This window comes from Maricaulis sp. (genome assembly GCF_048268525.1).
In the GTDB taxonomy this organism is placed as follows: Bacteria; Pseudomonadota; Alphaproteobacteria; order Caulobacterales; family Maricaulaceae; genus Maricaulis.
Window position 1 is genome coordinate 14,756 of the sequence record NZ_JBLWVH010000006.1, and the last position, 24,017, is coordinate 38,772.

Here is a 24,017-nt window from a genome sequence, read left to right on the forward strand (position 1 = left end):
GACGCGTGTCAGTGGAGGGCGTTTTCCAGGTCTCGCGGCCCGGCGCTGCGCACCTCGGCCCGATACTGGCTCGGCGGTGCGCCGACATGTTTCTTGAACGCCACGTTGAAGGTCGAACGGGAGTTGAACCCGACCTCGAGGGCAACTTCCAGCGTATTGAGCTCGGTCTCGCTCAAGAGCCGCTTGGCCTCGTCAGCCCGGTGGCTGTTCACAAAGTCAAAGAAATTGACGCCGAGATGCTGGGACAGCGTCTCGGAGATATGGTTCTTGGTGACGCCGGTGATGTCGGACAGCTTGCGCAGCGACAGATCGCTGTCGGCGTAAAGCTTGTCGGCCTCCAGCGCGCCGACCAGCTTGGCGGCGGTCCGGCTCATGCGCTGTTCGGTCAGGATCGGGCGTCTGGCTGACGGATCGGCTGTGCGGGCCTTGTCCTTGGCCTTCCGCTCCAACGGCAGTTCGGGCTGGTGCACACCGAGATAGGCAAAGGCCGCGATGGCAAGGGTTTCCGTGAAGGCCAGGGCAATATTGAAGGCCGGGATGGACGTACCGGTGACCCACAGGACCTGCTTGATGGCGAAAAACGTCCAGGCGCCGGCGAATACCAGCAGGATGGTACGCAGCCAGTCGAGGGATTTGCGTTCGACATTCGCAAACTCTTCCAACATGCGCCGCCTGTGACGCACCTGCAGCCTCAGCGCGGCGACGAGGTAGCAACCGGTGAAGGCCAGGAAGATGACCAGCGACGCAGTGCAGGTGTAGAGCGCGATCCGGAAGTGGTCGGGATTTCGGGTCGCCGGGTCGGCCAGGGCGAGCTTCTGTTCGGCGCTCAGGCTGGCGAAGGGCAGGGTCGCGACAAGGACCAGCACCGGGCCGAGCAGCACCAGCCAGTCAAAGCCGCCAAAACGCGGCTTATCCGTCGACATCAGGGCACGGGCGAAGAAATAGACCGCCGGCCCCAGCACCATCTTGACCGCCAGGTCTGCCCCGACCAGATGCGGCGCATAGCGATAGGCGCCCGTGACAATGACCAGCTGCCCTAGCACATGTGCCAGGAGCGCGATCAGCGCCAGGCAGAAATACAAGGACCGGTCGCCCCGCTGACCACGATTGGTCAGCGCCATGACCAGTGCAAAGCCGATCGATCCGGCGGCGATGGCGTAGGCCATTGTCAGAAAAGTGTCGGTCATCGCATCCGTTTTCCGCCAAATCGGGGCCCGGAGCAATGACCGGGGATTTGTCGCAAGCCCGACTCAGTGCGCCGCCGGGATCGCCATGATCTTCACGCCGGGAGGCGCGGCCGGCTCTTCCGGGACGAAGAAGTCGGGCAGGAGTTCAATCGACGGGTCGTAGGAATACTGGTCGAGATCGCGCTCGCCCTCATCCCACAGAAAGCTGTCATCAATGATGAAATTGCCGGTGAACTCGGCCGCCGGCTTGTTGAGCACGGCATAGGCGGTGTCAGCGAGAATCTCCGGCTTGCGGCAACTCTTCATCGCCTCTTCACCGGCCAAAACGTTGGAGATGGCAGCGGTGGCGACGGCGGTCCGCGGCCAGATCGCATTGGCGCCGATCTTGCCCTTGAACTCTTCGCCCCAACCCAGGATGCACAGGCTCATCTGGTATTTTGCCGAGGTATAGGCGACGTGCGGGCCGAACCACATCCCGCGCATGTCGAGCGGCGGGGCCAGGGCGATGATGTGCGGGTTTTCCGCCTTCATCAGATGCGGCAGGCATTTCTGCGTGGTCAGGAAAGTCCCGCGACCATTGACCTGATGCATCAGGTCATAGCGCTTCATCGGCACATCTCCGGTGCCGCGCGGATAGATGGCCGAGGCGTTGTTGATGACCGCGTCGATACCACCAAAGCGCTCGACCCCGGCCTCAACCGCGGCTTCGACCTGGGCTTCGTCGCGGATGTCACACTTGACCGCGAGCGCCTGTCCGCCCGCATTCTCGATGGCCGTGGCCGCCGTGTGGATTGTGCCTTCAAGGCGCGGATCAACCGTGTCGGACTTGGCCGCGATGATGATATTGGCGCCATCACGGGCGCAGCGCTCGCCAATGGCCAGACCGATACCGCGCGATGCGCCGGTGATGAAGATCGTCTTTCCCTTGAGGCTCATGCGCCCTCTCCCCGATTGAGTGATTTGGGGAGAGACTAGAGCGGTGCCGGAGCCTGCGCCAGACTAGTTGCTGACACGGCCCAGAATGCGCGCCAGCGGGATCATGCCGGGACCACCGCGCGCTCGACTGTCACGCGACATGTCGCGATTGTCGCCAAGCACGAAGACATGGCCCTCCGGCACGGTGACCGGCCAGGTCTGGTCCAGAAACCCATCATCATTCAGCTCGAAAATCTCGTGTGAGGCGCCGCCGGGAAGCGTTTCGCGATATCGGGTCACCTGTTGTGGCCCGCCCCGGGTGACGAGCATCTCCGGGCCGAGTGCGTCACGTTGGACATAATCGCCATTGATGACAAGGCGTCCGCCATCATAGGCGGCTTCGTCACCTGCCACGGTAACCACGCGGCTGACAATCGTCTGTGCCGGGCTCTGTGTCGTGTCCAGGAAAACGATGATATCACCCCGCCGCGGCGCCGGTCCGGCGACCAGCCTGTTCGGATCAAGCCGGGTACCGACCAGCGGCAGGCTGACCGTACTGTAGCCATAGGCCAGCTTGTTGACGATGAAACGCTGTCCGGGCTCGACGGCCGGCATCATGCTCATCGCTTGCATGGAAAACAGGGCCAGGCTGGAGAACAGGCCAATACCGACCAGTCCGCCCAGCCCGATGACCCAGCGCCACATGGCCTAGAGCCCGCCCCAGACCCGACCGGTCGGGCAGTGCAGGCCCTGTTCGCGGCGGCAGCGTTCCAGAGTGAACAACACCGTCTCGGCCCGGCCGACGACATTCTCCAGCGGTACGAAGCCCGGCCCGCCCGGGGCCCGGCTGTCGCTGGAGGCGTCCCGATTGTCGCCCATCACGAAAACGGTTCCCGGTCGCACCGTGACCGGCCCGAAATCGTCGAGGGGATCAACATCGTTCTGCTCATAGATCGGATGATCGCGATCACCCGGCAGGATCTCGGTATAATGACTTACCGTCACCGGCTGGCCGTTACGGTCTTCACGATAGGTGCGAATGTCTTCCAGCATGCGCGGGGCGACCTCGCCATTGATGTAGAGACGGCCTTCGCGCACTTCGATCACGTCGCCGGCCACACCGGTAACGCGCTTGATCAGATTGCGCGGCGGGGTCTGGTTCTCGTCGCGGAACACCACGACATCACCGCGTCGCGGTTGCGACCAGGCGATGCGTCCGTCCCAGCTGTCAGGCAGGACATAGCCCAGCCCCAGCGGCAGCGAATGGACGGAATAGCCATAGGCCCATTTCGACACCAGCACCCGATCGCCGACTTCCAGCGAGGGCTGCATGCTTTCAGAGGGGATGTGGAAGGCGGCAAAGCCGAAGGTCACAAGACCCAGCCACACCGCCACAACACCGCCGATGAACCGGACGGTTTCCATGATTTCATCGGCCGCACGGCCGGCAAGACGCTTCATCAGGGGACTCATTTCAGTTTGACTGCCGTTCCGTAGGCGAGGATTTCCGCCGCGCCTTCCATGACCGATGAGGTGGTCAGGCGGACAGAGATGATGGCGTCGGCGCCGAGCTCTTCGGCATGTTTGGCCATGCGATCGAGCGCCTGCTCGCGCGATTCCGAGAGAAGATTGGTATATTCGGGGACTTCGCCGCCCACCAGATTGCGCAATCCGGCGATGAAATCGCGGCCGAAAAAACGGGCCCGCACGACATTGCCGCGTGCCAGGCCGACCACCTGGTCAATCTCGCGACCCGGAACGGTCTCACCCATGGTGACGATCAGGCTCATGTCTCTTCCCCTTCCAGGACAGGTCCATCCGACTGGCCCCGCCAATAGATCAATGCCACGCCCAGTGCCGGGCATCCGGTCGCCGCCAGCCACCAGAAACTGGCCGGATAGGGCAGATGCCATCCGGTCAGCAATCCGATTGCCATCAGGACCAGAAAGGCCAGCAGGCCTCCCAGCAACAAGACCGGGATCAAGATATCGAGCATTCTGCCTAACATGGGCTGAACAGGACCTGACCTGACTAACACGACACTTCGATACGTCGAATTCGCGCCATAACCAAGAAGCCCGCCTGCCCATGACGGTATTTTAAGCTGGCAGCGTGGCACGCGGGACGCAGGGGATTGCGCCTGACGGCTTCCCGCTTGGACCGCCGCTCCCGGTCTGGCAGGTTGGCCGACAAGGAGATTTGCATCATGTCAGAGACGATCATCGAACCCGGCAGCAGCCACGCTTCAGACCGCGACGACAAGCTGTTCGCCGGGCTGAACTATGTCCTGTTCCTGATCGGCAACATCATCGGCATTTCCAGCATCCTGGCGGTGATCATCGCCTATGCTCGCCGCGAGCGGGCGCCGCACTGGCTGCAATCGCACTACACCTATCAGATCAAGTCATTCTGGACGGCAGTGCTGGGCATCATCGTCTGCACCTTCATGATCATGACCGTGATCCTGCTGCCTTTCGGGTTTATTGGCCTGGCCCTGATCTGGCTGTGGGTCCTCGTCCGCGGCGTGGTCGGCCTGGTCCGCCTGCTCGACGGCCGCGGCCACCCGGACGCCGACGCGATGTGGGTTTGAAACCCTGATCAAGCTAGTCATCCCCGCTGCATGTCCGGCGAAGGTCGGACGCAAGGCGGGGGCAAGCGCTACTTTTCTCAGCCGTGCCTCTACCGCCTCCGCAATTCAAACCCGTTTTTCCCGGCCGCAGCCCCGCAAAAGCGGGGCGGAGAGCCGGGACCGACTGGCCTGTCTGGCAAGCAATGAGTCTCCCGTCGGTCCCGGATGGCGCGGCGCGCCTCCGGGAAAAATGTAGGGGGATGGAAGGCGATTTTTCTCTCCACCATGCAGGGAGGAAAAGATACGCTCCTAAAGCCCGAACCCGACCTCGTCGATCATGTCGGCGCCCATGGTGATGTCGTCGACACGTGAGGGGGCCAGGGTCATCACGGCTTCGGCGTAGAAATTGGCCAGGGCGATGCGCTGGGCGGCGAAGGCCGGGTCGCCGACATTTTCCTTCTGGCGGCGACGGGCCGAGACGGCACCGACACAAAGCAGCCATCCGCCGACCGTTTCACCGGCCAGGGTCAGGAAGGGCGTGGCACCCGCCAGGCGGTCCTTCATGTCGGCTTCGGCCAGCCAGTCGGCCGCCTCCTGCAGGGCTTCCAGACTGTCACGCAGGCGTTCGCCCAGCGGCGGAAGGTCGGGATGCGACGACGTCAGGCAACTCTCGATGGTCTGGTCGATATCGGCATAGAGCTCGTCAAAGGCGGCGCCATCGGCCATGGAGAGCTTGCGGCCGACCAGGTCGATGGCCTGGATCGCATTGGTGCCTTCATAGATCGGGGTGATGCGGGCATCGCGCAGGTGCTGGGCGGCGCCGGTCTCCTCGATGAAACCCATGCCGCCATGGACCTGGATATTGGCCGAGGCGACCTCGACACCGATATCGGTCGACCAGGCCTTGGCAATCGGCGTGAGGAGCTCTTCGCGGCGCTTGGCAGCAGCCTTTTCCTCGTCCTCATCGCCATGATAGGCGAGGTCTGCGGCCACGGCGCAGGACACGCAAATGGCGCGGGCCGCGGCGATCTTGGCCTTCATCAGCGACAGGGTCCGCTTGATGTCGGGATGATGAATGATGGCGTGCGGCGCCGGGCCTTCGGCGTCGATGGCACGCCCCTGCTTGCGGTCGGCCGCATAGGCCAGTGCCTGCTGGTAGGCGCGCTCGGCAATGCCGACGCCCTGGACACCGACATTGAGACGGGCCGAGTTCATCATCGTGAACATGCAGCGCATGCCGGCATTCTCGCCGCCGATCAGCCAGCCCGTCGCGCCGGCATATTCCATGGTGCAGGTCGGCGAGCCGTGAATGCCCATCTTGTGCTCGAGCCCGATCGCCTTGAGTGAATTGGACGACCCGTCAGGCAGGACTTTCGGGACGATGAAGAGCGAGATGCCCTTGGTACCGTCCGGCGATCCCGGCGTGCGCGCCAGCACCAGGTGGATGATGTTCTCGGCGCAGTCGTGGTCGCCCCAGGTGATGAAGATTTTCTGCCCCGAGATCGCCCAGCTGCCATCGGCATTGGGCTCGGCCTTGGTCCGCAGCGCGCCGACATCGGACCCGGCCGACGGCTCGGTCAAATTCATCGTGCCCGACCACTCGCCGGTGATCAGCTTGGGCAGATACATCGCCTTTTGCTCATCCGTGCCGTGCTCGACCAGCGCCTCGATCGCGCCATAGGTCAGCATCGGCCCGAGACCGAAGGACAGGTTGGCGCCCTGGATCATCTCAAGCACCGTCACGCCGAGGGCACGGGGCAGTCCCATCCCGCCATTGTCGGTCGAGAATTGCAGGCCCTGCCAGCCACCTTCGACGAATTGCGCATAGGCCTGCGGGAAGCCGGTCGGCGTGGTCACCTTGTCATCGGCCAGCTTGCAATGCTCGGCGTCGCCGACCTTGTTGAGCGGCGCAAGCACGTTCTCGGCCAGCTTGGCTGCTTCGTCCAGGATCGCAGCCGTCAGGTCCGAGGAGAAATCCGGAAAGGCGCCGGTCGCCTTCAGGCCTTCAACAGCAGCCACTTCTTCCAGTGTGAAACGCATCTCATCGAGCGGGGCGCGATAGGACATGACCAACCTCCTTGTGACTGCCTGTTCGGCATTTCTTGTGCGGGAGCGAACATAGCGTCTCGCCCGCATGAAGCGAATCCGGAAACAGTGAATTGCCCATCCCGGCGCAGGGTGTGGCTTTAACGCGACGGCCATCAGCGTCATATGAGGTATGATGACACGCCTGCCCCGCCTCCTGACCCCGATGGCCTGCCTGTTTCTGGCGGCCTGCCTGACGCCGACGACTGACCCACAGCGCCTGCCCGCCGGGCAATGGTCGCTCGACCCGGCCCATGCGAGCATCACCTGGCAGGTCCGGCACATGGGGCTGAGCTGGTATACGGGCCGCTTTGACGAATTCGACGCGACGCTGGACTTTGATCCGGCTGTGCCGGGCATGGCCCGGATGACGGCGATCATCGACGCCGCCTCCATCTCGACAGGTGATCCGGACTTCGACGCCGTACTGGCCACCGACTGGCTCAACGCCGACCGGCAGCCGCAGATCGTCTTCCGCACGACGCAGATCAACGTGACGGGTGAGGCCACCGGCCAGGTCACGGGTGAGCTGACCCTGAACGGGGTCACCAATCCGGTCACGCTCGATGTGACCTTCAATGGCGGGCTGTCCAATTGGCTCGAAGGCCGACCGGCCATGGGCTTCAGTGCCGACGGAACCCTTGACCGCAATGCGTTCAATGTCGGCAATTTGCCACACAGCATTGTCGGCCCGACTGTGCGTATCCTGATCGAAGCCGAATTCCTGAGAAAGGATGACTGAGATGAGCACCACCACGCGCTATACCGGCGTCGCCATCGCCCTGCACTGGATCATCGCCGCCATGTTGATCGGCATGGTCTTCTACGCTTGGCACATGGAAGATCTCAAACACGCCCTGTTTGCCGGCGAGGACGTGACGCTGGGCGAAGTCCAGTTCGCCTATAACGCCCACAAGACGACCGGGCTGTTGATCCTGTTCCTGTCGCTGGCCCGCCTCGCCTGGCGGCTCACCCATCCGGGACCGGGCCTGCCCGACGGCATGACGAGCTGGGAACGACTGGCCGCGACCGGGACCCATTGGGCTTTCTACGCCATCATGATCGGCATGCCGCTGGGCGGTCTGATCGCTGCCTCGGCCGCCGAACCGCCGACCCTGTTGTTCAACAATCCCGATCTCGTCCTGCCGAAACTGCCGGTGCCGCAGACCGAAGGCTTCCAGGACTTTTCCGGCAGCGTGCACGGTGCTGGCGGCTGGGCGATTTTCGTGCTGACCGGCCTGCATGTGGCCGCCGCCCTTAAGCACCAGTTCATCGACAAGGATGGATTGATGGCCCGAATGATCCCCTTCCTGAAAGGATAGCCCCAATGTTGCGTACGCCCCTGATGGCCCTGACAGCCCTCGCCGCTTTGACCGTTCCGGCCCAGGCCCAGGACTGGTCCGTCGACCATGACGCCTCGTCGGTCGGGTTCGAGACCACCGTGTCCGGCGGCGCGGTATCCGGCGCGTTCGACAGCTGGAGCGCCGAGATCACGCTCGATCCGGCCAATCTCGAAACAGCCCGTATCGAGGCCAGTGTGACGACGGCCAGTGGCTCGACCGGCAATCGCCAGATGGATGACAGCATGTTGTCCAATGCCGGCCTCAACCCGACCGATTTCGAGACGGCGCGCTTTGTCTCAGACGATATCCGCGCCACGGATGACGGCTATGAAGCCCATGGCGTCATGACCATACGCGGTACCGATCGTGAACTGGTGATGCCCTTCACGCTCGACATAGCCGACGGCCGCGCCGTCGCCGATGCCAGCTTCGTCATCGCCCGCACCGAGTTTGGCGTGGGTGGATCGAGCTGGGGCTCGGCCGCTGCGGAAGTGACCCTGCAGCTCCACATCGAGGCCGATGCGGCGAACTGACTTGCGGCTTGGGCTTGCATGACAGGCGAGTTGGGGAGTAGCTCATCGCCATGAGCGCCCCCACGCAACCTGCCTTGAGCAAACCCGCCCCGATCAAGCCGGCCAGCGATCCGGCCGTGATCGAGGAGGCGGCCGCCATCCTCAAGGCCGGCGGCCTCGTCGCCATGCCGACCGAGACCGTCTATGGCCTCGCTGCCGATGCCGGCAATGCCGACGCTGTCGCGCGCCTCTATGCCGCCAAGGGGCGCCCGCGCTTCAACCCGCTGATCGCCCATGTCGCCGGCCCCAACATGGCCTGGCGACTGGCCGGCTGGCCCGATCTGGCCGATCAGCTGGCCGAGACCTTCTGGCCCGGCCCGCTGACCCTGGTCCTGCCCAAGCGCCCGGACGCGCCGATCGCCGACATTGCCAATGCCGGTCTCGACTCAATCGCGCTGCGCGCGCCGCGCCATACCGCCGCCCAGGCCCTGATCCGGGCCTTTGATGGCCCGCTGGTCGCCCCCAGCGCCAACCCGTCCGGTGCCGTCAGCCCGACCACTGCCGCCCATGTCGCGGAAGGCCTCGGCGACCGGATCGACCTCATCCTCGATGGCGGCCCCTGTCCGGTGGGACTGGAATCAACCGTCATCGCCCTCCTGGGCGGCACGCCGACCCTGTTGCGGCCGGGCGGTCTGGCCCGTCGCCAGGTCGAGGCCATTACCGGACGGCTGGCCGATGCCGGCGATGGCGAGGCCCTGCTCGCTCCCGGCATGATGAAAAGCCACTACGCACCCAACGCGGCCATGCGACTGAATGCCGACGCGGCGCAGCCCGGTGAGGTCCTGCTCGGCTTCGGCGCCATCGCCGGGGACCTCAACCTGTCTGCCGCCGGTGATCTGGCCGAGGCCGCAACCGGCCTGTTCGCGGCGCTGCGATCACTCGACGCCCGCGGCGCCAAGCGAATTGCGGTTGCGCCTATTCCCGATGAGGGCTTGGGTGAAGCCATCAATGACCGGCTGCAGCGCGCCGCCGCGCCAAAAGACGACCTGATCTGATCCATCGACCAACCGGACCTGCCCGCCATGCCTGTTACCGAAACCGTCACCGAAAACCCGACACCCGCCGCCCGCGCCCTGCCCGACAGCCTCACCGCCCAGCTCAAGCAGGTCCTCGGTCCCAAGGGCTGGTCGCAGGACGCGCATGAACTGGCCCCGCACATCGCCGATTGGCGTGGCCGCTATCAGGGCGCGACGCCGATCCTCCTCAAGCCGGCCAATACCGAAGAGGTCGCCGCCTGTGTCCGCCTGTGCCACGAGGCCGGGATCGCTATCACACCGCAGGGCGGCAACACCTCCCTGTGCGGCGCTGCGACACCCATGGGCGAGGTCCTGCTGACCCTCAAGCGGATGACCGGCGTGCGCGAAGTCGATGTCGACAACGACTCCATGACCGTCGAGGCCGGTTGCGTGCTGGAGAACCTGCAAACACTCGCCGCCGACAACGACCGTCTCTTCCCGCTATCTTTGGGCTCACAAGGCTCGGCGATGATCGGCGGCCTGATCTCGACCAATGCCGGCGGTGTGCATGTGCTGCGCTATGGCATGACCCGCGAGCTGGTGCTGGGCCTCGAGGCCGTGCTGCCCGACGGCACGATCTGGTCCGGGCTGACGGGCCTCAGGAAGGACAATACCGGTTATGATCTCAAGCAATTGCTGATCGGCGCCGAAGGCACGCTGGGCATCATCACCGCGGCCACGCTGAAACTCTTCCCGCGCCCCTCGCGCCTGGAAGTCGCCTTTTGCGGCCTCGACAGTGTCGACGACGCCGTCAAATTTCTCGGCCTCGCCAAACAGGTCTCCGGCGGTGCCGTCACCGCTTTCGAGATCATGCCGCGCATGGCGCTGGACATGGTGCTTGAACATGTCCCCGGCACCCGCGATCCGCTGACCGGCGCGCATGCCTGGTATGTCGTGTGTGAAATGAGTTTCGGCCGTGCCGAGGGCGCGCGCGAAACCCTGGAACAGGCGCTGGGACAGGGCTTTGAAGCCGGTCTGATCGCCGACGCCGCCATCGCCGAGAATGACAGCCAGATCCATGATTTCTGGCGCCTGCGCGAAACCATCGCCGAGGCCGAACGGGCGCATGGCAAAGCCGTCAAGCACGACATCTCCATCCCGGTCTCGAAAATGCCCGCCTTCATGGCCAAGGCAACCAAGGCCGTCGAATCCGCTTTCCCCGGCGCCCTCGTCATCGCCTTCGGCCATGTCGGCGACGGCAATGTCCACTTCAACGTCGCCGCCCGCGAGACCGGCGCCGACGATGATTTCATCGCCCAGGCCGCCCCGCTCTCGCGCCTGGTCTACGACCTCGTCGACAGCTTCGGCGGCTCGATCTCGGCCGAGCACGGTATCGGCATATTGAAACGCGCCGAACTGGCCAGCCGCAAACCGGTTGATGTCGCTGTGATGCGCGCCATCAAGACGGCGCTGGACCCGAAGGGGATCATGAATCCGCGGGTCTTGCTGTAGCGAATGCTTGGGGCTGGCCCTACGGGGATCGGTCGAGCCGCCGGTTGTTCGGCCATGACGCCGGCGTTCCTGCGCAGGGCGGTCCATAGATCGCTTGTCAGCCAGCAGGCCGTATCCGCTTCTTCAGCTCAAGGGTGAAGCCGCGCAGCGGCCGCGTCGCGGCCCTTGACCTGAAGAAGCGGATACGGCGATCTCTCGGCAAGCGAATTATGGATGAGTGTGCGCCAGGCGCGGAGGGTAAGGGAGACGAATGGTGCCTAGCCCGATTATTCATCAGCCACTGCCCGACAGCCGCTCCAGATAATCCCGTCCGAAATCAACCTTCAGCGCCGCCCAGAGCGGCAGATGGTCAGACATCTGATGGGTCCGCCAATAGGTCTTGTAATAGAGTGATTTATTGCCGCGCGGCTTGCCGGACGAGGTGGTGCCATAGGCGTCACCCATGTCGGGAATATAGGTCGCCTCATCCTCCGGGCGGTAGACATGGTCATAGAAGTTGAAAGCCCCGGACGCCAGGATCTGGTCCTTGCGCAGGTTTGGCGTCATGAAGGCCATCTGGTCGAAAAAGCGCTCTTTCTTGCCGACATTGGTGACCTGCTGCAGGCCTTCGGGAATGACGAAGCCGGCTTCGGTCAGGGCCTCGAAGGTGACATCGCCGGGATCAAAAATGTTGAAATCTCCCAGCAGGATCAGATTTTCGGCCCAGGCATGATCTTCCTTGGCGCGCGCCGCCATGGACCGGGCGATCGCCCTGATTTCCGCCTCGCGCTTGGGATCATCAGCCTTGCTCTGCCCGTAGACGATATGGACCGTCGACAGCATGAATTTGAACCAGCCGGTTTCGAAGCCGACCAGATAGGGCGTCCGCGCCAATTGTTTTGACGACGTATAGACCAGCTTGCGGTTTTCATCGCGCGTTTCGATCGGCGGCATCACGACCTCGCCGGCCAGACCGCCAAAGCGCACCTTGCGACTGTCATAGAGGAAGGCCATGCGCTCCTTATTGCCCTCCGAGCCGCCGGTGACATCGGTCACCAGGTATTTCCACCAACGCCCGAGCAGCTGGCGCAGTTTTTCCAGGGGCGCGGTATCGCGGCGGACCTCCTGGATAGCGACCAGATCGAAGCGTGAAATGATCTCGGCGATATAGTGATAGGGCTCCACCCCGCGCAGCCCGTAGGCGGCACTGTCGAACTCGCGGATATTCCAGGTCGCCAGCAATAGCGTGTCATCGACTGTCTTTGGGGGGATATCCCCGGTCAGCGCATCACCCAGCCGGACCAGATTGGCCGCCACCCGGCGCTGGACCGGATCTGACCGGTCGAGATCATAAAAGAAGGACATGCCGGTCTCCTTTGTGTCGCCACTGCAGGGTACAACCAAAGCGGGCGCACCACCACTGGCAACGCGCCCGGTCGGGCCCTATCTTTACGACCAAGGAGATTGCCCATGCTGATTCTGCTCTCGCCCGCCAAGAACATGAATTTCGATGCCGTCGGGCGCGACCTGCCGGCGACGACGCCGGACCTGATCGACGAGACGCGGATCCTGTCGAAGACGACGCGTCAGCTGACGGCGCCCAAGATCAAGGCGATGATGAAGGTCAATGATGATCTCGCCCGCCTCAATCGCGAACGCTTCCAGGCCTTCGACGCCGACCAGCCGGGTGTGAAACAGGCCGCCTTCGCCTTCAATGGCGAGGTCTACCGCGGCCTTGAGGCACACACGCTCTCGGCCGAGGATCTCGACTGGGCGCAAAGCCATCTGCGCATCCTCTCGGGCATGTATGGCGCCCTGAAACCGCTCGACGCCATCCACCCCTATCGCCTGGAAATGGGCCGCAAGCTGCACACGCGGCGCGGCGAAAGCCTGTATGATTTCTGGGGCGACAGGATCGCCAGGGAACTCAACAGCCTGCAGGCCGATGACGCCGAGCCGGTCATCCTCAACCTGGCGTCCAACGAGTATTTCAAGGCCGTCGACAGGAAGGCGCTGAAGGGCCGTGTGGTCACCGCCACCTTCAAGGAAGAAAAAGACGGCCAGCTGCGCGCCCTCATGGTCTTCGCCAAAAAGGCCCGCGGCATGATGGCCCGCTGGGCCATCGAAAACCGCATCACCGACCCGGCCGAGCTGGTGAAGTTCGACCTCGGCGGCTACCGGTTTGAGGCGGAGGGTTCGAGCGAAGGGGATTTGCTGTTCACCCGGCCGCAGCCGGCAGCGGCCGGGAAGAAGGCGGCTTAGCGGGCTATTCCACGCGCCTGCAAGATATGATACAACCCAAGGGCCGCTGGGGACGGGGCTAGCCGTCCCCTTTGGCCGCCCTTTAGGCGAGAGAGAGCCGGATCAACAGGGTCCACCCGCCGATCCGTCTTCTCCTCACCCAAAGGACGAGAGAGAGTTTCGGCAACCGAAACATATCTCCCTCCTTGGATTGCGCCGGCCCTGGTGGCCGGCGTTTTCATATTGGCATGCATACAACTTACAAGTGTTCCGAATATTAGCGCACCTAAACCGTCATCCCACGGTGAGCGCACAGCGGGCATCCGGGGGCCCTCGGCTAGCCGACGGGGCTTACGATCACCAGCTTCCCCGTTTCACCCGGCGGCCCCAGCGCTGAGGTCCCCCGGATCGCGGCGCGCCGCGACCGTGGGATGACGGTGGATGGAGGGCGTTCTCATGGGGAAGAAAGCACCACACCCTTGACCTCCCCGCCCCCTTCCCGTCTCTTGCGGCGAGCGCAAACTTGATAGGTGGTTCATGTCTTCCATTCGCACTGATCTCACGGGCCAGGTGGCCATTGTTACCGGCTCGACGAGCGGGATTGGCGCGGCGATGGCCGAGGCTCTGGCGGCAAATGGCTGTCACATCATTCTCAACGGGCTGGGTGACGCGGCGGAGATCGAGAGCCTGCGAGCCAAGATCGCGGCGGAACATGGTGTCGAGGTGCGCTACCATCCGGCCAACATGCTCAAGCCGGACGAGATTGCCGACATGGTCGCCTCGGCGGAGCGTGAATTCGGGCGGCTGGACATATTGCTGTCCAATGCCGGCATCCAGCATGTCTCGCCGGTCGAGGATTTCCCGGCTGACAAGTGGGACGCCATCATCGCCATCAATCTGACCTCGGTCTTCCATGCCGCGAAAGCCGCGATCCCGGTCATGAAGCGTCAGGGAAAGGGCCGGATCGTCAATCTCGCCTCGGCGCACGGGCTGGTCGCCTCACCGTTCAAGTCGGCCTATGTGGCGGCCAAGCATGGCGTGATGGGGTTCACCAAGACGCTGGGTCTGGAGCTGGCCGAGGATGGCATCACCTGCAATGCGATCTGCCCGGGTTATGTGAAGACGCCGCTGGTGGAAAACCAGATCGCCGACACGGCCAAGGCGCGCGGGATCACCGAGGATGAAGTCGTGCGCGATGTCATGCTGGCGGCGCAGCCGACCAAGAAATTCGTCACCTATGAGCAGCTCGCCGGCGCTTTGCTCTATCTTGTCTCCGACGCCGGGGCCAATATGAATGGCTCCTGGATCAGCGTAGACGGCGGATGGACAGCCAAGTGAACGATAACGAAGCCATTCTCAAGATTGACTATAACGAGATACCGGTCACCGACATGGAGGCCGCGAAGGCCTTTTATGCCGGCGCTTTCGGCTGGAGCTTCATCGATTTCGGACCAACCTATGCCGCTTTCGAGAATGCCGGTCTGGACGGGGGCCTGCGCCTCGAGGACAAGGCCTGGCCGACCGGCTGCCTGATCATCCTCAAGGCCAAGGACATCCTGGCCGCCGAAGTGCGGGTCGAAGAGGCCGGCGGAACAATCATCAAACGCGAAGACTTTCCCGGTGGTCGCCGTTTCCATTTCACCGATCCCAGCGGCAATGAGCTGGCCCTCTGGTCACCCAATGGCAAATATGATCCCGCCGCTGCCATGGACGCCGCCAACGATCCGGACGAATGAGCACGGACGAGGGTGACGCCCCGCGCCGCCAGCCTGTGCCCGGCGCCGGCATGGTTGTGTTTCGCGGCGATGAGGTGCTGCTGATCAAGCGCGGCAAACCGCCCTATGAGGGACAATGGTCGCTGCCCGGCGGCAAGATCGAATATGGCGAAACTGCCGCCGAAGCCGCCTCACGCGAACTGGCCGAGGAAACCGGCACCACGGCGCGCATTGTCGGCCTGATCGATGTCATCGACAGTATCGGCCTGCGCGAAGCGGGACAGCCGGGCGACTGGCACTATTTGCTGGTCGATTTTGCCGGCGTCTGGACGGGCGGCGAACCGGTCGCGGCGGATGATGTTACCGAGGCCGCCTTCCTCCCCTATGACGAGGCCATCGCGCGGACCCAATGGGACCGGACCCGCGATGTGATCGGGCGGGCCCGCGAGATCGTCGCCGCCTTGAGCGCGCCACAATCCGTGCCATGATGCGCGCCATGCGCGCGCTCATCTCCCTGTCTGTACTGGTGACCCTTCTGGCGGCTCCGGCCGTGGCCCAGAAGCCGCGCAGCTTTGCCCGCCCGGAACCGGTTGCTGTGGCGGAGACCAGCGAAGCCGCCCGTATCCAGCCCGGCCAGGACGACGCCATCAGTGACGAGATCCGCGAGGAACTCGATCTCGAACGCACCCTGCCCTATCTGGCCTATACGCTGGGCGAACTGCATTATCTGGCCTTTGCCTGCGGCGGTCCGGACGACCAGCAATGGCGCGAACAGATGGTCGAACTTCTGGCCATGGAGGCCGCCGATGATCGCCGCTGGCGCGATCGTCTGATCGAGGGTTTCAATGATGGCTATCGCGCCCAGCAACGCTATCGCACGCGCTGCGGTCTGGAAGCCGACGCCGAACGCCGTGCGCTGGCCCACCGGGGCCGGGACCTGTCGGAAATGATGCGCGCGGCCTATTTCGACTAAGCGTCGGCCAGCATCGGCCACAGGCCGCCTCACCACCTTGTTCGTCTGCCAGGACTGTTCCAGCGTCTCACGTCACTGGGCGATGTAGCGGACCGCACTGCGCTGACCGTGCATGTCACCTTGACTACTCTCGATGTAACGCGTAGGTAACATCACATCAATCATCGAGGGAGACGATCATGGCAGACATCAACAAGCTGATCCGACAGCGCGACCGGACCCTGGGTCTGGCAGCCCTCTCCTTTTTGCTGTGGCAGGGCGCCCAGCTGGCCCAGGACATTGCTCTCGAGCTGGGCTGGAGCGACGCACCGCAGAACCTGTTCATCCTGATCCCCCTGCTGGTCGGCGCGATCGGCTGGGCGGCGGCATCCGTCCTGTTTCTCCTCTATGCCAGCAAGGTCAGCCGCACCAGGACCCAGTCAGTGATCCAGGACGAGCTGTTCTGCCACAACCAGCGCATCGCCATCCGCACCGGCTTCATGGTGCTGATCGGGGCCATTTCGCTGTTGCTGGCGGCTGATCTTCTCATCGATTTCTCGGCCACGATCGCCATTCGGGCGTTGCTCATCATCGGTATTTTCACGCCGCTGGCGACCTTCGTCCTGCTGGGTCGCGGCGACGACGGCGATGAGGAGGAGGCGGCGTGAGCCCCTCCGCCCTCGGCAACCGGCTGAAGGAGATGCGGGCCCGCCATGGTCTGACCCAGGCCCAGCTGGCCGAAGCGGTCGGGGTCACGCGCAAGTCGATCAACACCGTGGAAAACCGCGTCTTCATCCCTTCAACCGTGCTGGCCCTGAAGCTGGCCGCCGCGCTGAAAGTCAGTGTCGAGGAGCTGTTCTACCTGGATGATGACCGAGCCTGATGAAGGGCGATCCTGCCGGTCGCGGGATTGGCTCCACACCCGTCCCGTTCCCAATGTCATGAACTCGCGTTAAGGATGGGGCGCGGGATGCATGAGGGGACAAGATGTCGGATCGCAGGTCACAACTGGAATCATTGAGTATCGATCGCGATGATGGCGACAGCTCCGGCGGTGGTGTGTCGATAGTCACCACGCTGGTAATCGCCCTGTTCTTCGCCGCAGTTTCGGCTGGTGCGACCTGGTATTTCACCCGCAGCGCCGCGCCTGAACCGCAACCGGTTGCCGCCGTCGAGACGCCCGCTCCCGCCGAAGTCCCGGCCGAAACCGCTGCCACGCCGGCCCGCGCCGCGCCGCGCAGCTCCGGCCTCGTGGCCACCGGCTATGTCGTCGCCCGCCGACAGGCGACCGTGTCGGCCGAGATCACCGGCCGGATCTCCGAGCTGCTGGTCGAGGAAGGCGCCCGCGTCGAGGAAGGCCAGGTACTGGCCCGCCTTGACGACACGCGCGCCCGCATCCAGCTCGAGCTGTTGCTTGCCCAGCGCAATGCCGCTTCGGCCCGCCCGCATGCACTGATTGCCCAGCTGGCCGAAGCCCAGCGGGTGCTGGAACGGGCGACCACCCTGGCCGAACGCGATATCGGCTCACAGGCCGCGGTCACCGCCGCCCGCACACAATTTGAAAGCCTGACCGCCCAGATCGAAGCGTCGCGCGCCGACTATCAGGCCGTCGCCGCCCAGGTCCGCGCCCAGGAGGACCTGATCGACCGCCACATCGTGCGCGCGCCCTTCGCCGGCATTGTCATCGCCAAGAACGCCCAGGTCGGCGAAATCCTGTCTCCGGCCTCGGCCGGTGGCGGCTTCACGCGAACCGGTGTCGCCACGCTGGTGGACATGGAATCGCTGGAGATCGAGGTCGATGTGAACGAGGGCCAGATCGGCCGGGTCACGCCGGGCCAGCGGGTCGAAGCCCGCCTCGACGCCTATCCGGACTGGCGCATCCCGGCCCATGTCGAGGCCATCATCCCGACCGCCGACCGCGCCCGCGCCACAATCACCGTCCGCGTCGCCTTTGACGAGCGCGACGGCCGCATCCTTCCGGACATGGCGTCACGCGTCATTTTCGTCGAGTAGAAGCACTTTGATTTACAAAGCAGCTGATTTGCTGCACGCTTGAACGAACCTGCCGACGCCCAAGTCAACGCCCAACAGGCGCGAGTCGGCCAGCCTGAACGAGGAACTGCCGATGACATCGCTCTACACCCTCACCGACCTGTCCAAACGCTACACCCGGGGCAAGGAGTCGATCACCATCTTCGAAGAGCTGACCATGTCGATCCCGCAGGGTGACTTCATGGCCATCATGGGTCCGTCCGGCTCGGGCAAGACGACCCTTCTCAACCTTCTGGGCGGCATTGACCGGCCCTCCTCCGGCTCGGTGGACTGCGAAGGCGTGCGGGTCGACAAGCTGTCGGAGGGCAAGCTGGCCAAGTGGCGCTCGCAGAATGTCGGCTTCATCTTCCAGTTCTACAATCTCATGCCGACGCTGACCGCGGCGCAGAATGTCGAACTGCCCCTTCTGCTCACCAGCCTGTCCGGCAAGGCGCGCAAGGAACGCGTCGCCACGGCGCTGGACATTGTCGGCCTGGCCGATCGGAAGGGGCACCGGCCGCGTCAGCTCTCCGGCGGTCAGCAACAGCGCGTCGCCATCGCCCGCGCGATTGTCGCCGACCCGAAAGTCCTGCTCTGCGACGAGCCGACCGGTGACCTCGACCGCAAATCGGCCGATGAGATCCTGGAAACCCTGCAACTGCTCAACAAGGAACTCGGCAAGACCATCGTCATGGTCACGCACGACCCCTCAGCGGCCAAATATGCCCGCCGCGAACTGCATCTCGACAAGGGCCGCTTTGTCGAACAGGCGCAGGAGCCGGCCCAATGAATGATCTCACGCTGATCCGGAAGAATCTCTTCCGCAAAAAGCTGAGGGCGATCCTGCTGACCCTGTCGATCCTGATCGCCTTTTTGATCTTCGGAGTCCTGGGCGCCTTCTATTCTGTCTGGACTTCTGGCGGCGCGCTGGCTGCCGACAATCGCCTTGTCACCGTCAACCGGATCAACTTCACGGTCTCCATGCCCTTCGCCTACTGGACCCGTGTTTCTGCCATCGAAGGGGTCGACAATGTCGCCCACGCCAGCTGGTTCGGCGGCTATTTCCAGGAGCAGACGCAACAGGTCCAGACCTTTGCCGTCGACCCGGAGACCTATCTGGCGGCCTACCCGGAACTGACCATGCCGGCCGAACAGCGGCAGGCCTTCCTGGACACGCGGGATTGCCTGCTGGTCGGAGCTGACCTGGCAGGCCAGTATGGCTGGTCGGTCGGTGACACCATCCCGCTCCTCTCCAATATCTGGCAGAAGACCGATGGAACGGCGAGCTGGACCTTCAATATCTGCGCCATTTTCGACGCCGAAGACGACAAGGTTCCCGCGAACTACGCCCTGTTCCACTACGACTATTACAACGAGGCCCTGGCCTTCAACACAGACCAGGTCGGCTGGCTGATCATCAATACGACGGACGCATCCCTGAACGACCAGGTCTCGCGCGCCGTCGATGACATGTTCGCCAACTCGCCGTCCGAAACCGAAACGACAACCGAGGCCGCCTTCAACGAGGCCTTCGCCAACCAGTTCGGCAATATCGCCCTGATCCTGCTATTCGTGGTCGGCTCGGCCTTCACCACCATCCTGATCATTGTCGGCTTCACCATGGTGACCGCAATCAATGAGCGGACCGGCGAAATCGCCGTGATGAAAACACTCGGCTTCCCGGCTCCGCGCATCTTCCGCATGGTGCTGGCGGAATCCGTCATGCTCAGCCTGGTCGGCGGCCTGCTCGGCCTTGGCCTGGCCAATCTGATGATCACCGGTGTTGCCGACGCCGCAGCAGCCTTCCTGCCCGGCCTCGCCCTGTCTGCCCCGGTATTCTGGGTCGGCGTCGGTCTGGCTGTCCTGCTGGGTCTGCTCACCGGGATTGTTCCCGCCATCAATGCACAGCGGGTGAAAATTATCACCGCGCTCGGCAAGCAATAGGAGAGCGTCATGCTGAAGCAAATTGGCGCCGTCACCGTGCTGAACCTGCGCTCCATCCCCCAGCGGGCCGGACTGTCGCTGGCGACCATTGTCTCGATTGCCCTGGTTACCGGTGTGCTGCTCGGTTTCCTCGCGATGTCGAATGGTTTCAGGGCCACGCTGCAGGGTACCGGATCGGAGAGTGTCGCGGTCATGCTGCGGGCCGGGTCGCAAGCCGAACTCAACTCGGGCCTCGCCTCCAGCCAGGTCCGCCTGGTCGAGGAAGCGCCCGGTGTCGCCCGCGATGCCGATGGTGTACCGCTGGTTTCCGGCGAGCTCTTCGTCATCGTTGATGGCATCAAGCGGTCCTCGCAGACCGAGGCCAACCTGCCCCTGCGCGGCGTCGGCGAACAGGCGCTGCGCCTGCGTCAGGGCTTTGAGATGGTGGAAGGCCGCATGTTCGAGACGGGCACCAATGAACTGGTGGTCGGCGAAGCCGTGCTGCGGGAGTTCTCCGGTTTCGATCTCGGCGAGACGATCCGCCTTGGCCCCAATGAATGGGTCATCGTGGGTATCTTCTCGACCGGTGGCTCGGTCTTCGACAGCGAAATCTGGGCCGATATCGCGGGCATCCAGAACCTCTATAATCGCGGCACCGGCGTCCAGTCGATCCGCGCCCGCCTGACCTCACCCGAGGCCATTGAAGAGCTGCGCGCCTTTGAGGAGAACGAGCCGCGCCTCAATCTCGACATCCAGAGCGAGACCGACTTTTTCGCCGGTCAGGCCGGCGGCACGGCGGTGCTGATCGAATTCATCGGCTGGCCGCTGGCGATCGTGATGGCCATCGGTGCTCTCGCCGGGGCGTGGAACACCATGTATTCCTCGGTCGATACCCGCATGCGCGAGATCGCCACCCTGCGCGCAATCGGCTTTTCCGGCTTTGCCGCTGCCGTCGGCACGATGGTTGAATCGCTCGTCCTGGCCGCCATCGGCGGGCTGGTCGGCGCCGGCGCAGTCTATCTCCTGTTCAACGGAATATCCGCGTCGACACTGGGATCAGGCTTCACCCAGGTAGTGTTCTCCTTTGCCGTGACCGGCGGCTCGGTGATCGCCGGCATGGTGATGGCCATCATCATCGGCTTCCTCGGCGGCCTCGTCCCGGCCATCCGCTCGGCCTATGTGCCGCTGCTGACGGTTCACAGGAGCGAGTAGGATCTCTTTCCTCCCCGGCCCGCCGGGAAGGGGGACCGCATGGCGGTGGAGGGGAGCCGCGCAAATGCGCGGCTGATACTCAGATTATCGCGAACGCCCCCGGCGCGCTGCGCCGGCCCCTTCGACCCGATGCTGCGCATCGGCCCACTTCCCCAACAATGTCGGGGAAGAAAACCTATCCGTACCAGTCATCTTCCGCCGCGCGGAGTTTTTCCTCGTCCTTGTGGGGCGGCAGGATTTCCATCTTCACATGGCGGCGACGATTGGTGGAGATGACGAAGAAGCGCTTGTCGGGATAATCCAGTTTCGCCTCGAGCATGGCCGAGGTGATCAGGTCGACATTTTTCAGATCATCATCCGACATGCCGAAGGAGTGCGGCAGGTCGCGACCATATTGTTCCAGGCCCTGCTCGACACACTGACGGATGGCGCGGCGCTTGAGACCGGCTGTGGTCAGGTGCGGACCCAGCTCCTCGCGGATTTCCGGGTTGGAGCAGGGATAGACGGCGAGATAGTTCGGCTCTTCGGGCAGGTGCCCGGCATCGACGATCAGCTTCAGTGCCGCCTTGATGATCTCGCGCGAATGCTGGCGCGCCGTGACGATGGCCACCGGGCGTCGCTTGAGCACCGCGTATTTGAAAATCTCCCAGGACGGGCCGCGCCAATTGGCGCTGTCGAGCGCCCGTTTGACGTCGCGCAGCAGGTATTCCTCGCCATTACGGTCCTTGCCGTCGGCGAATTCGCGATAGGCGCGAGCCGGCGGGTCGGCCCAGTCTTCCCACAGGCCGGGCACGCCGAGATAGGCCTTGATGTCCTCATACTCGTGCTGGCGCATGGCCCGCTCCTCACCGGTCATGGTGTTGAGCAGATGGATACGGGTCGGCAAATGGAGAATGTTTTCGTCGATATCGAAGAAATAGAAGCTCTGGCGTTCCACGGGCAGTCCTTGTGCGGCGTCGGCAGGCGACAGGCGCCACCGGATGCCCGCCCGCTTACAGACCCGGGCGGCGCAACTCAATAGGCGGCGTAGGATTTCTCTTCGACGATGTTGGAGCCCAACAGGAGATTGATCTCCTTTTTCAACGCCGCGCGCTTGTCATTGGTGACATAGACGGCGCGGGCCAGACGGATGAATTCCGGACCGAAATCACCGGCCCGCTCACAATCGCGGATGTCATCCTCGATCACCCAGAGCTCTTCATTGACCGCCTGCAGCGCGGCGTCGAGACGGGTCAGCTCGTCACTGGCCGGCACGTCTTTCGCCAACGTCTCGTTGAGAATGCCCAGCTCGGTGCGGACATTTTTCAGCTTGGCCTCGTCCTCGATGCGTTCGGACTTGATGCGCAGGATGGTGATCTTGTCGATCAGCTCGCCCGGGGCGATGGCGGTGAGGATGGTCGTGGTCATGTCGTTAGCCCTTCTGGCGCGTGGGGTCGTTGAAATCTGGCGGGATTGTCGTGACTTGGCGCCCAATAATCCAGCGTTTCATCATCAGTCCTGGCCGCAAAGCTCAGCGCTCGGGCGGCGTCCAGTCGCTGCCATCGGTTTTGCGCCGGGCCAGCCGCAGGGCCAGACCGAGGGCGGCACCGACCCCTATGGCCACGGTCAGGTCGACAAAAACGGTCAGCAGCAGGGTGATGAGCAGCAGGACCCGATCACCGACCGGCGCCCGCAAATACTCTGGCCAGCGATGCGGTTCACTCATATTCCAGGCCGTGACCATCAACAGGGCGGCCAGCGCCGGCATGGCCAGATAGCCGGCCGCCGGTGCCGCGAACAACATGATCACCAAGAGGGCCAGCGCGTGTACCAGGCCGGCCACCGGCGTCTGGCCGCCGGCGCGGATATTGGTCGCGGTCCGGGCTATCGCACCGGTCGCCGGCAGGCCGCCGAAAAAGGCCGAGCCGATATTGGCGATGCCCTGGGCTGTCAGCTCGGCATTGGGCCGGTGTTTGCCGTCAATCATCCGGTCGGCCACCATCGCCGAGAGCAGGGACTCAACCCCGGCCAGGAAGGCGATGATGATGGCCGAGGGCAAAAGCTCGACGATGCGGTCGAACGAGATGTCCGGCAGGGACGGCATGGGCAGTCCGGTCGGCAAGTCCCCGAAACGGGACTGGATGGTGTCGACGGGCAGGTTCAAGGCGACGACCAGCGCCGAAGCGGCGGCCAGTCCGACGATCAGGCCGGGAAAGCGCGGTGCCAACCGCCGCAGGACCAGGATGCAGATCAGCGCCACCACGGCCACGCCGAGGGCGGACAGGTTGAGCGTGTCGGTCGCGCCCGCCAGCATCGGCACGGTCTCGATGAAATCGGCCGGCAGATGATCGAGCCGGAGACCGAAAAAGTCCTTGATCTGACTGGTGGCGATAATGATGGCGATGCCGATAGTGAAGCCATTGACTACCGCTTCGGGGACATGGGCAATCAGCCGCCCGGCCCGGAAATAGCCGGCCACGATCAGGATCAGCCCGGCCATCAGCGTCGCCAGAACCAGACCGTCATAGCCGTGCTCGGCAATGATCGAGAAGACCACAACGATAAACGCGCCGGTCGGCCCGCCGATCTGGACGCGACTGCCACCAAAGGCCGAGATCAGGAAACCGGCAACCACTGCCGTGACCAGCCCGGTCGACGGGTCGGCCCCCGAGGCGATCGCAATCGCCAGGCTCAAGGGCAGCGCGACCATGGCGACGGTCAGACCGGCCAGCAAGTCGGCCATGAACTGACCGGCATCATAGGATTGCAGGGTTGTCAGTATCTTGGGCAGGCGCATGCGGCCCTGTTACCACCCGCCCGCCGGCTTCGCCACTGCGCCACAGCGC

The 24,017-nt window shown here is 63.9% G+C and carries 28 protein-coding genes; 17 read left to right on the top strand and 11 right to left on the bottom strand.

Annotated elements, in window-relative coordinates; genetic code table 11:
• Nucleotides 1-8 precede the first annotated feature (8 nt).
• The 6 genes from ACN0X9_RS04765 to ACN0X9_RS04790 all read right to left on the bottom strand — a co-directional run bounded on the left by ACN0X9_RS04765 (nt 9) and on the right by ACN0X9_RS04790 (nt 4,098).
• Nucleotides 9-1,187, bottom strand: a complete 1,179-nt coding sequence (locus tag ACN0X9_RS04765; RefSeq protein WP_417486471.1) for a helix-turn-helix domain-containing protein — start codon at nt 1,185-1,187, stop codon at nt 9-11.
• Nucleotides 1,188-1,250: 63 nt separating this feature from the next.
• The gene (locus ACN0X9_RS04770) at nt 1,251-2,123 is read right to left on the bottom strand and encodes an SDR family oxidoreductase (RefSeq protein WP_417486472.1); all 873 of its coding nucleotides are present in this window, start codon (nt 2,121-2,123) and stop codon (nt 1,251-1,253) included.
• Between the two features lie 63 nt (nt 2,124-2,186).
• Nucleotides 2,187-2,807 carry a signal peptidase I gene (lepB, locus tag ACN0X9_RS04775; RefSeq protein ID WP_417486473.1) on the bottom strand — a complete coding sequence of 207 codons (621 nt, stop codon included), beginning with the start codon at nt 2,805-2,807 and terminating at the stop codon, nt 2,187-2,189.
• A 3-nt stretch (nt 2,808-2,810) separates the two neighbouring features.
• The gene (gene lepB / locus ACN0X9_RS04780) at nt 2,811-3,563 is read right to left on the bottom strand and encodes a signal peptidase I (RefSeq protein WP_417486474.1); all 753 of its coding nucleotides are present in this window, start codon (nt 3,561-3,563) and stop codon (nt 2,811-2,813) included.
• 8 nt (nt 3,564-3,571) lie between these two features.
• Nucleotides 3,572-3,892 carry a YbjQ family protein gene (locus ACN0X9_RS04785; protein ID WP_323762509.1) on the bottom strand — a complete coding sequence of 107 codons (321 nt, stop codon included), beginning with the start codon at nt 3,890-3,892 and terminating at the stop codon, nt 3,572-3,574.
• Nucleotides 3,889-4,098: a hypothetical protein gene (locus tag ACN0X9_RS04790; RefSeq protein ID WP_417486475.1), complete on the bottom strand. Its 210-nt coding sequence runs from the start codon at nt 4,096-4,098 to the stop codon at nt 3,889-3,891. The genes ACN0X9_RS04785 and ACN0X9_RS04790 overlap by 4 nt, the downstream gene beginning before the upstream one ends.
• A gap of 210 nt (nt 4,099-4,308) precedes the next feature.
• Between ACN0X9_RS04790 and ACN0X9_RS04795 the strand changes: the two genes are divergently transcribed.
• Nucleotides 4,309-4,692 (top strand): hypothetical protein, encoded by a 384-nt coding sequence (locus tag ACN0X9_RS04795; protein ID WP_417486476.1) that lies wholly within the window; start codon nt 4,309-4,311, stop codon nt 4,690-4,692.
• Between the two features lie 288 nt (nt 4,693-4,980).
• On the opposite strand, the gene ACN0X9_RS04800 is transcribed toward ACN0X9_RS04795, so the two are convergent.
• Entirely contained in the window at nt 4,981-6,738 is a 1,758-nt protein-coding gene (locus ACN0X9_RS04800) for an acyl-CoA dehydrogenase (protein WP_417486477.1), read from the bottom strand.
• A gap of 154 nt (nt 6,739-6,892) precedes the next feature.
• Here ACN0X9_RS04800 and ACN0X9_RS04805 point away from each other — a divergent pair, with 154 nt between their 5' ends.
• The 5 genes from ACN0X9_RS04805 to ACN0X9_RS04825 are packed head-to-tail and all read left to right on the top strand — an operon-like array spanning nt 6,893 to nt 11,139.
• Nucleotides 6,893-7,498 (top strand): YceI family protein, encoded by a 606-nt coding sequence (locus tag ACN0X9_RS04805; protein ID WP_417486478.1) that lies wholly within the window; start codon nt 6,893-6,895, stop codon nt 7,496-7,498.
• Between the two features lies 1 nt (nt 7,499).
• The gene (locus ACN0X9_RS04810) at nt 7,500-8,078 is read left to right on the top strand and encodes a cytochrome b (protein ID WP_417486479.1); all 579 of its coding nucleotides are present in this window, start codon (nt 7,500-7,502) and stop codon (nt 8,076-8,078) included.
• Between the two features lie 5 nt (nt 8,079-8,083).
• Complete coding sequence (locus ACN0X9_RS04815; protein ID WP_417486480.1) at nt 8,084-8,632, top strand: YceI family protein; 549 nt, start codon at nt 8,084-8,086, stop codon at nt 8,630-8,632.
• 50 nt (nt 8,633-8,682) lie between these two features.
• Nucleotides 8,683-9,666: an L-threonylcarbamoyladenylate synthase gene (locus tag ACN0X9_RS04820; protein ID WP_417486481.1), complete on the top strand. Its 984-nt coding sequence runs from the start codon at nt 8,683-8,685 to the stop codon at nt 9,664-9,666.
• A gap of 27 nt (nt 9,667-9,693) precedes the next feature.
• Nucleotides 9,694-11,139: an FAD-binding oxidoreductase gene (locus tag ACN0X9_RS04825; RefSeq protein WP_417486482.1), complete on the top strand. Its 1,446-nt coding sequence runs from the start codon at nt 9,694-9,696 to the stop codon at nt 11,137-11,139.
• Nucleotides 11,140-11,412: 273 nt separating this feature from the next.
• Here the strand turns inward: ACN0X9_RS04825 and ACN0X9_RS04830 are convergent, their stop codons facing one another.
• Complete coding sequence (locus tag ACN0X9_RS04830; protein ID WP_417486483.1) at nt 11,413-12,483, bottom strand: endonuclease/exonuclease/phosphatase family protein; 1,071 nt, start codon at nt 12,481-12,483, stop codon at nt 11,413-11,415.
• A gap of 105 nt (nt 12,484-12,588) precedes the next feature.
• Between ACN0X9_RS04830 and yaaA the strand changes: the two genes are divergently transcribed.
• The 11 genes from yaaA (at nt 12,589) to ACN0X9_RS04885 (ending at nt 21,192) form a co-directional block, all read left to right on the top strand.
• On the top strand, nt 12,589-13,380 hold the full coding sequence (gene yaaA, locus ACN0X9_RS04835) for a peroxide stress protein YaaA (protein ID WP_417486484.1): 792 nt from the start codon (nt 12,589-12,591) through the stop codon (nt 13,378-13,380).
• Nucleotides 13,381-13,896: 516 nt separating this feature from the next.
• A complete protein-coding gene (locus tag ACN0X9_RS04840) occupies nt 13,897-14,697 on the top strand; it encodes a 3-hydroxybutyrate dehydrogenase (protein ID WP_417486485.1) in 801 nt (266 codons plus the stop codon).
• Nucleotides 14,698-14,750: 53 nt separating this feature from the next.
• The gene (locus ACN0X9_RS04845; RefSeq protein WP_417486600.1) at nt 14,751-15,095 is read left to right on the top strand and encodes a VOC family protein; all 345 of its coding nucleotides are present in this window, start codon (nt 14,751-14,753) and stop codon (nt 15,093-15,095) included.
• Complete coding sequence (locus ACN0X9_RS04850; protein ID WP_417486486.1) at nt 15,092-15,562, top strand: NUDIX hydrolase; 471 nt, start codon at nt 15,092-15,094, stop codon at nt 15,560-15,562. Before ACN0X9_RS04845 ends, ACN0X9_RS04850 begins: the two co-directional genes overlap by 4 nt.
• Nucleotides 15,563-15,570: 8 nt before the next feature.
• Nucleotides 15,571-16,047 carry a TIGR02301 family protein gene (locus ACN0X9_RS04855; RefSeq protein WP_417486487.1) on the top strand — a complete coding sequence of 159 codons (477 nt, stop codon included), beginning with the start codon at nt 15,571-15,573 and terminating at the stop codon, nt 16,045-16,047.
• Nucleotides 16,048-16,226: 179 nt separating this feature from the next.
• The gene (locus tag ACN0X9_RS04860; protein WP_417486488.1) at nt 16,227-16,694 is read left to right on the top strand and encodes a hypothetical protein; all 468 of its coding nucleotides are present in this window, start codon (nt 16,227-16,229) and stop codon (nt 16,692-16,694) included.
• Entirely contained in the window at nt 16,691-16,909 is a 219-nt protein-coding gene (locus tag ACN0X9_RS04865) for a helix-turn-helix transcriptional regulator (RefSeq protein ID WP_417486489.1), read from the top strand. Before ACN0X9_RS04860 ends, ACN0X9_RS04865 begins: the two co-directional genes overlap by 4 nt.
• A 104-nt stretch (nt 16,910-17,013) precedes the next feature.
• A complete protein-coding gene (locus ACN0X9_RS04870; protein WP_417486490.1) occupies nt 17,014-18,039 on the top strand; it encodes an efflux RND transporter periplasmic adaptor subunit in 1,026 nt (341 codons plus the stop codon).
• A 112-nt stretch (nt 18,040-18,151) separates the two neighbouring features.
• Entirely contained in the window at nt 18,152-18,847 is a 696-nt protein-coding gene (locus tag ACN0X9_RS04875; protein ID WP_417486491.1) for an ABC transporter ATP-binding protein, read from the top strand.
• Nucleotides 18,844-20,001, top strand: a complete 1,158-nt coding sequence (locus ACN0X9_RS04880) for an ABC transporter permease (RefSeq protein ID WP_417486492.1) — start codon at nt 18,844-18,846, stop codon at nt 19,999-20,001. Before ACN0X9_RS04875 ends, ACN0X9_RS04880 begins: the two co-directional genes overlap by 4 nt.
• A 9-nt stretch (nt 20,002-20,010) precedes the next feature.
• Nucleotides 20,011-21,192: an ABC transporter permease gene (locus ACN0X9_RS04885; protein WP_417486493.1), complete on the top strand. Its 1,182-nt coding sequence runs from the start codon at nt 20,011-20,013 to the stop codon at nt 21,190-21,192.
• Nucleotides 21,193-21,367: 175 nt separating this feature from the next.
• On the opposite strand, the gene ACN0X9_RS04890 is transcribed toward ACN0X9_RS04885, so the two are convergent.
• The 3 genes from ACN0X9_RS04890 to ACN0X9_RS04900 all read right to left on the bottom strand — a co-directional run bounded on the left by ACN0X9_RS04890 (nt 21,368) and on the right by ACN0X9_RS04900 (nt 23,968).
• Nucleotides 21,368-22,129 carry a hypothetical protein gene (locus ACN0X9_RS04890; RefSeq protein WP_417486494.1) on the bottom strand — a complete coding sequence of 254 codons (762 nt, stop codon included), beginning with the start codon at nt 22,127-22,129 and terminating at the stop codon, nt 21,368-21,370.
• A 77-nt stretch (nt 22,130-22,206) separates the two neighbouring features.
• Nucleotides 22,207-22,599: a DUF6165 family protein gene (locus ACN0X9_RS04895; RefSeq protein ID WP_417486495.1), complete on the bottom strand. Its 393-nt coding sequence runs from the start codon at nt 22,597-22,599 to the stop codon at nt 22,207-22,209.
• A gap of 103 nt (nt 22,600-22,702) precedes the next feature.
• The gene (locus ACN0X9_RS04900) at nt 22,703-23,968 is read right to left on the bottom strand and encodes a SulP family inorganic anion transporter (protein WP_417486496.1); all 1,266 of its coding nucleotides are present in this window, start codon (nt 23,966-23,968) and stop codon (nt 22,703-22,705) included.
• Nucleotides 23,969-24,017: the final 49 nt, after the last annotated feature.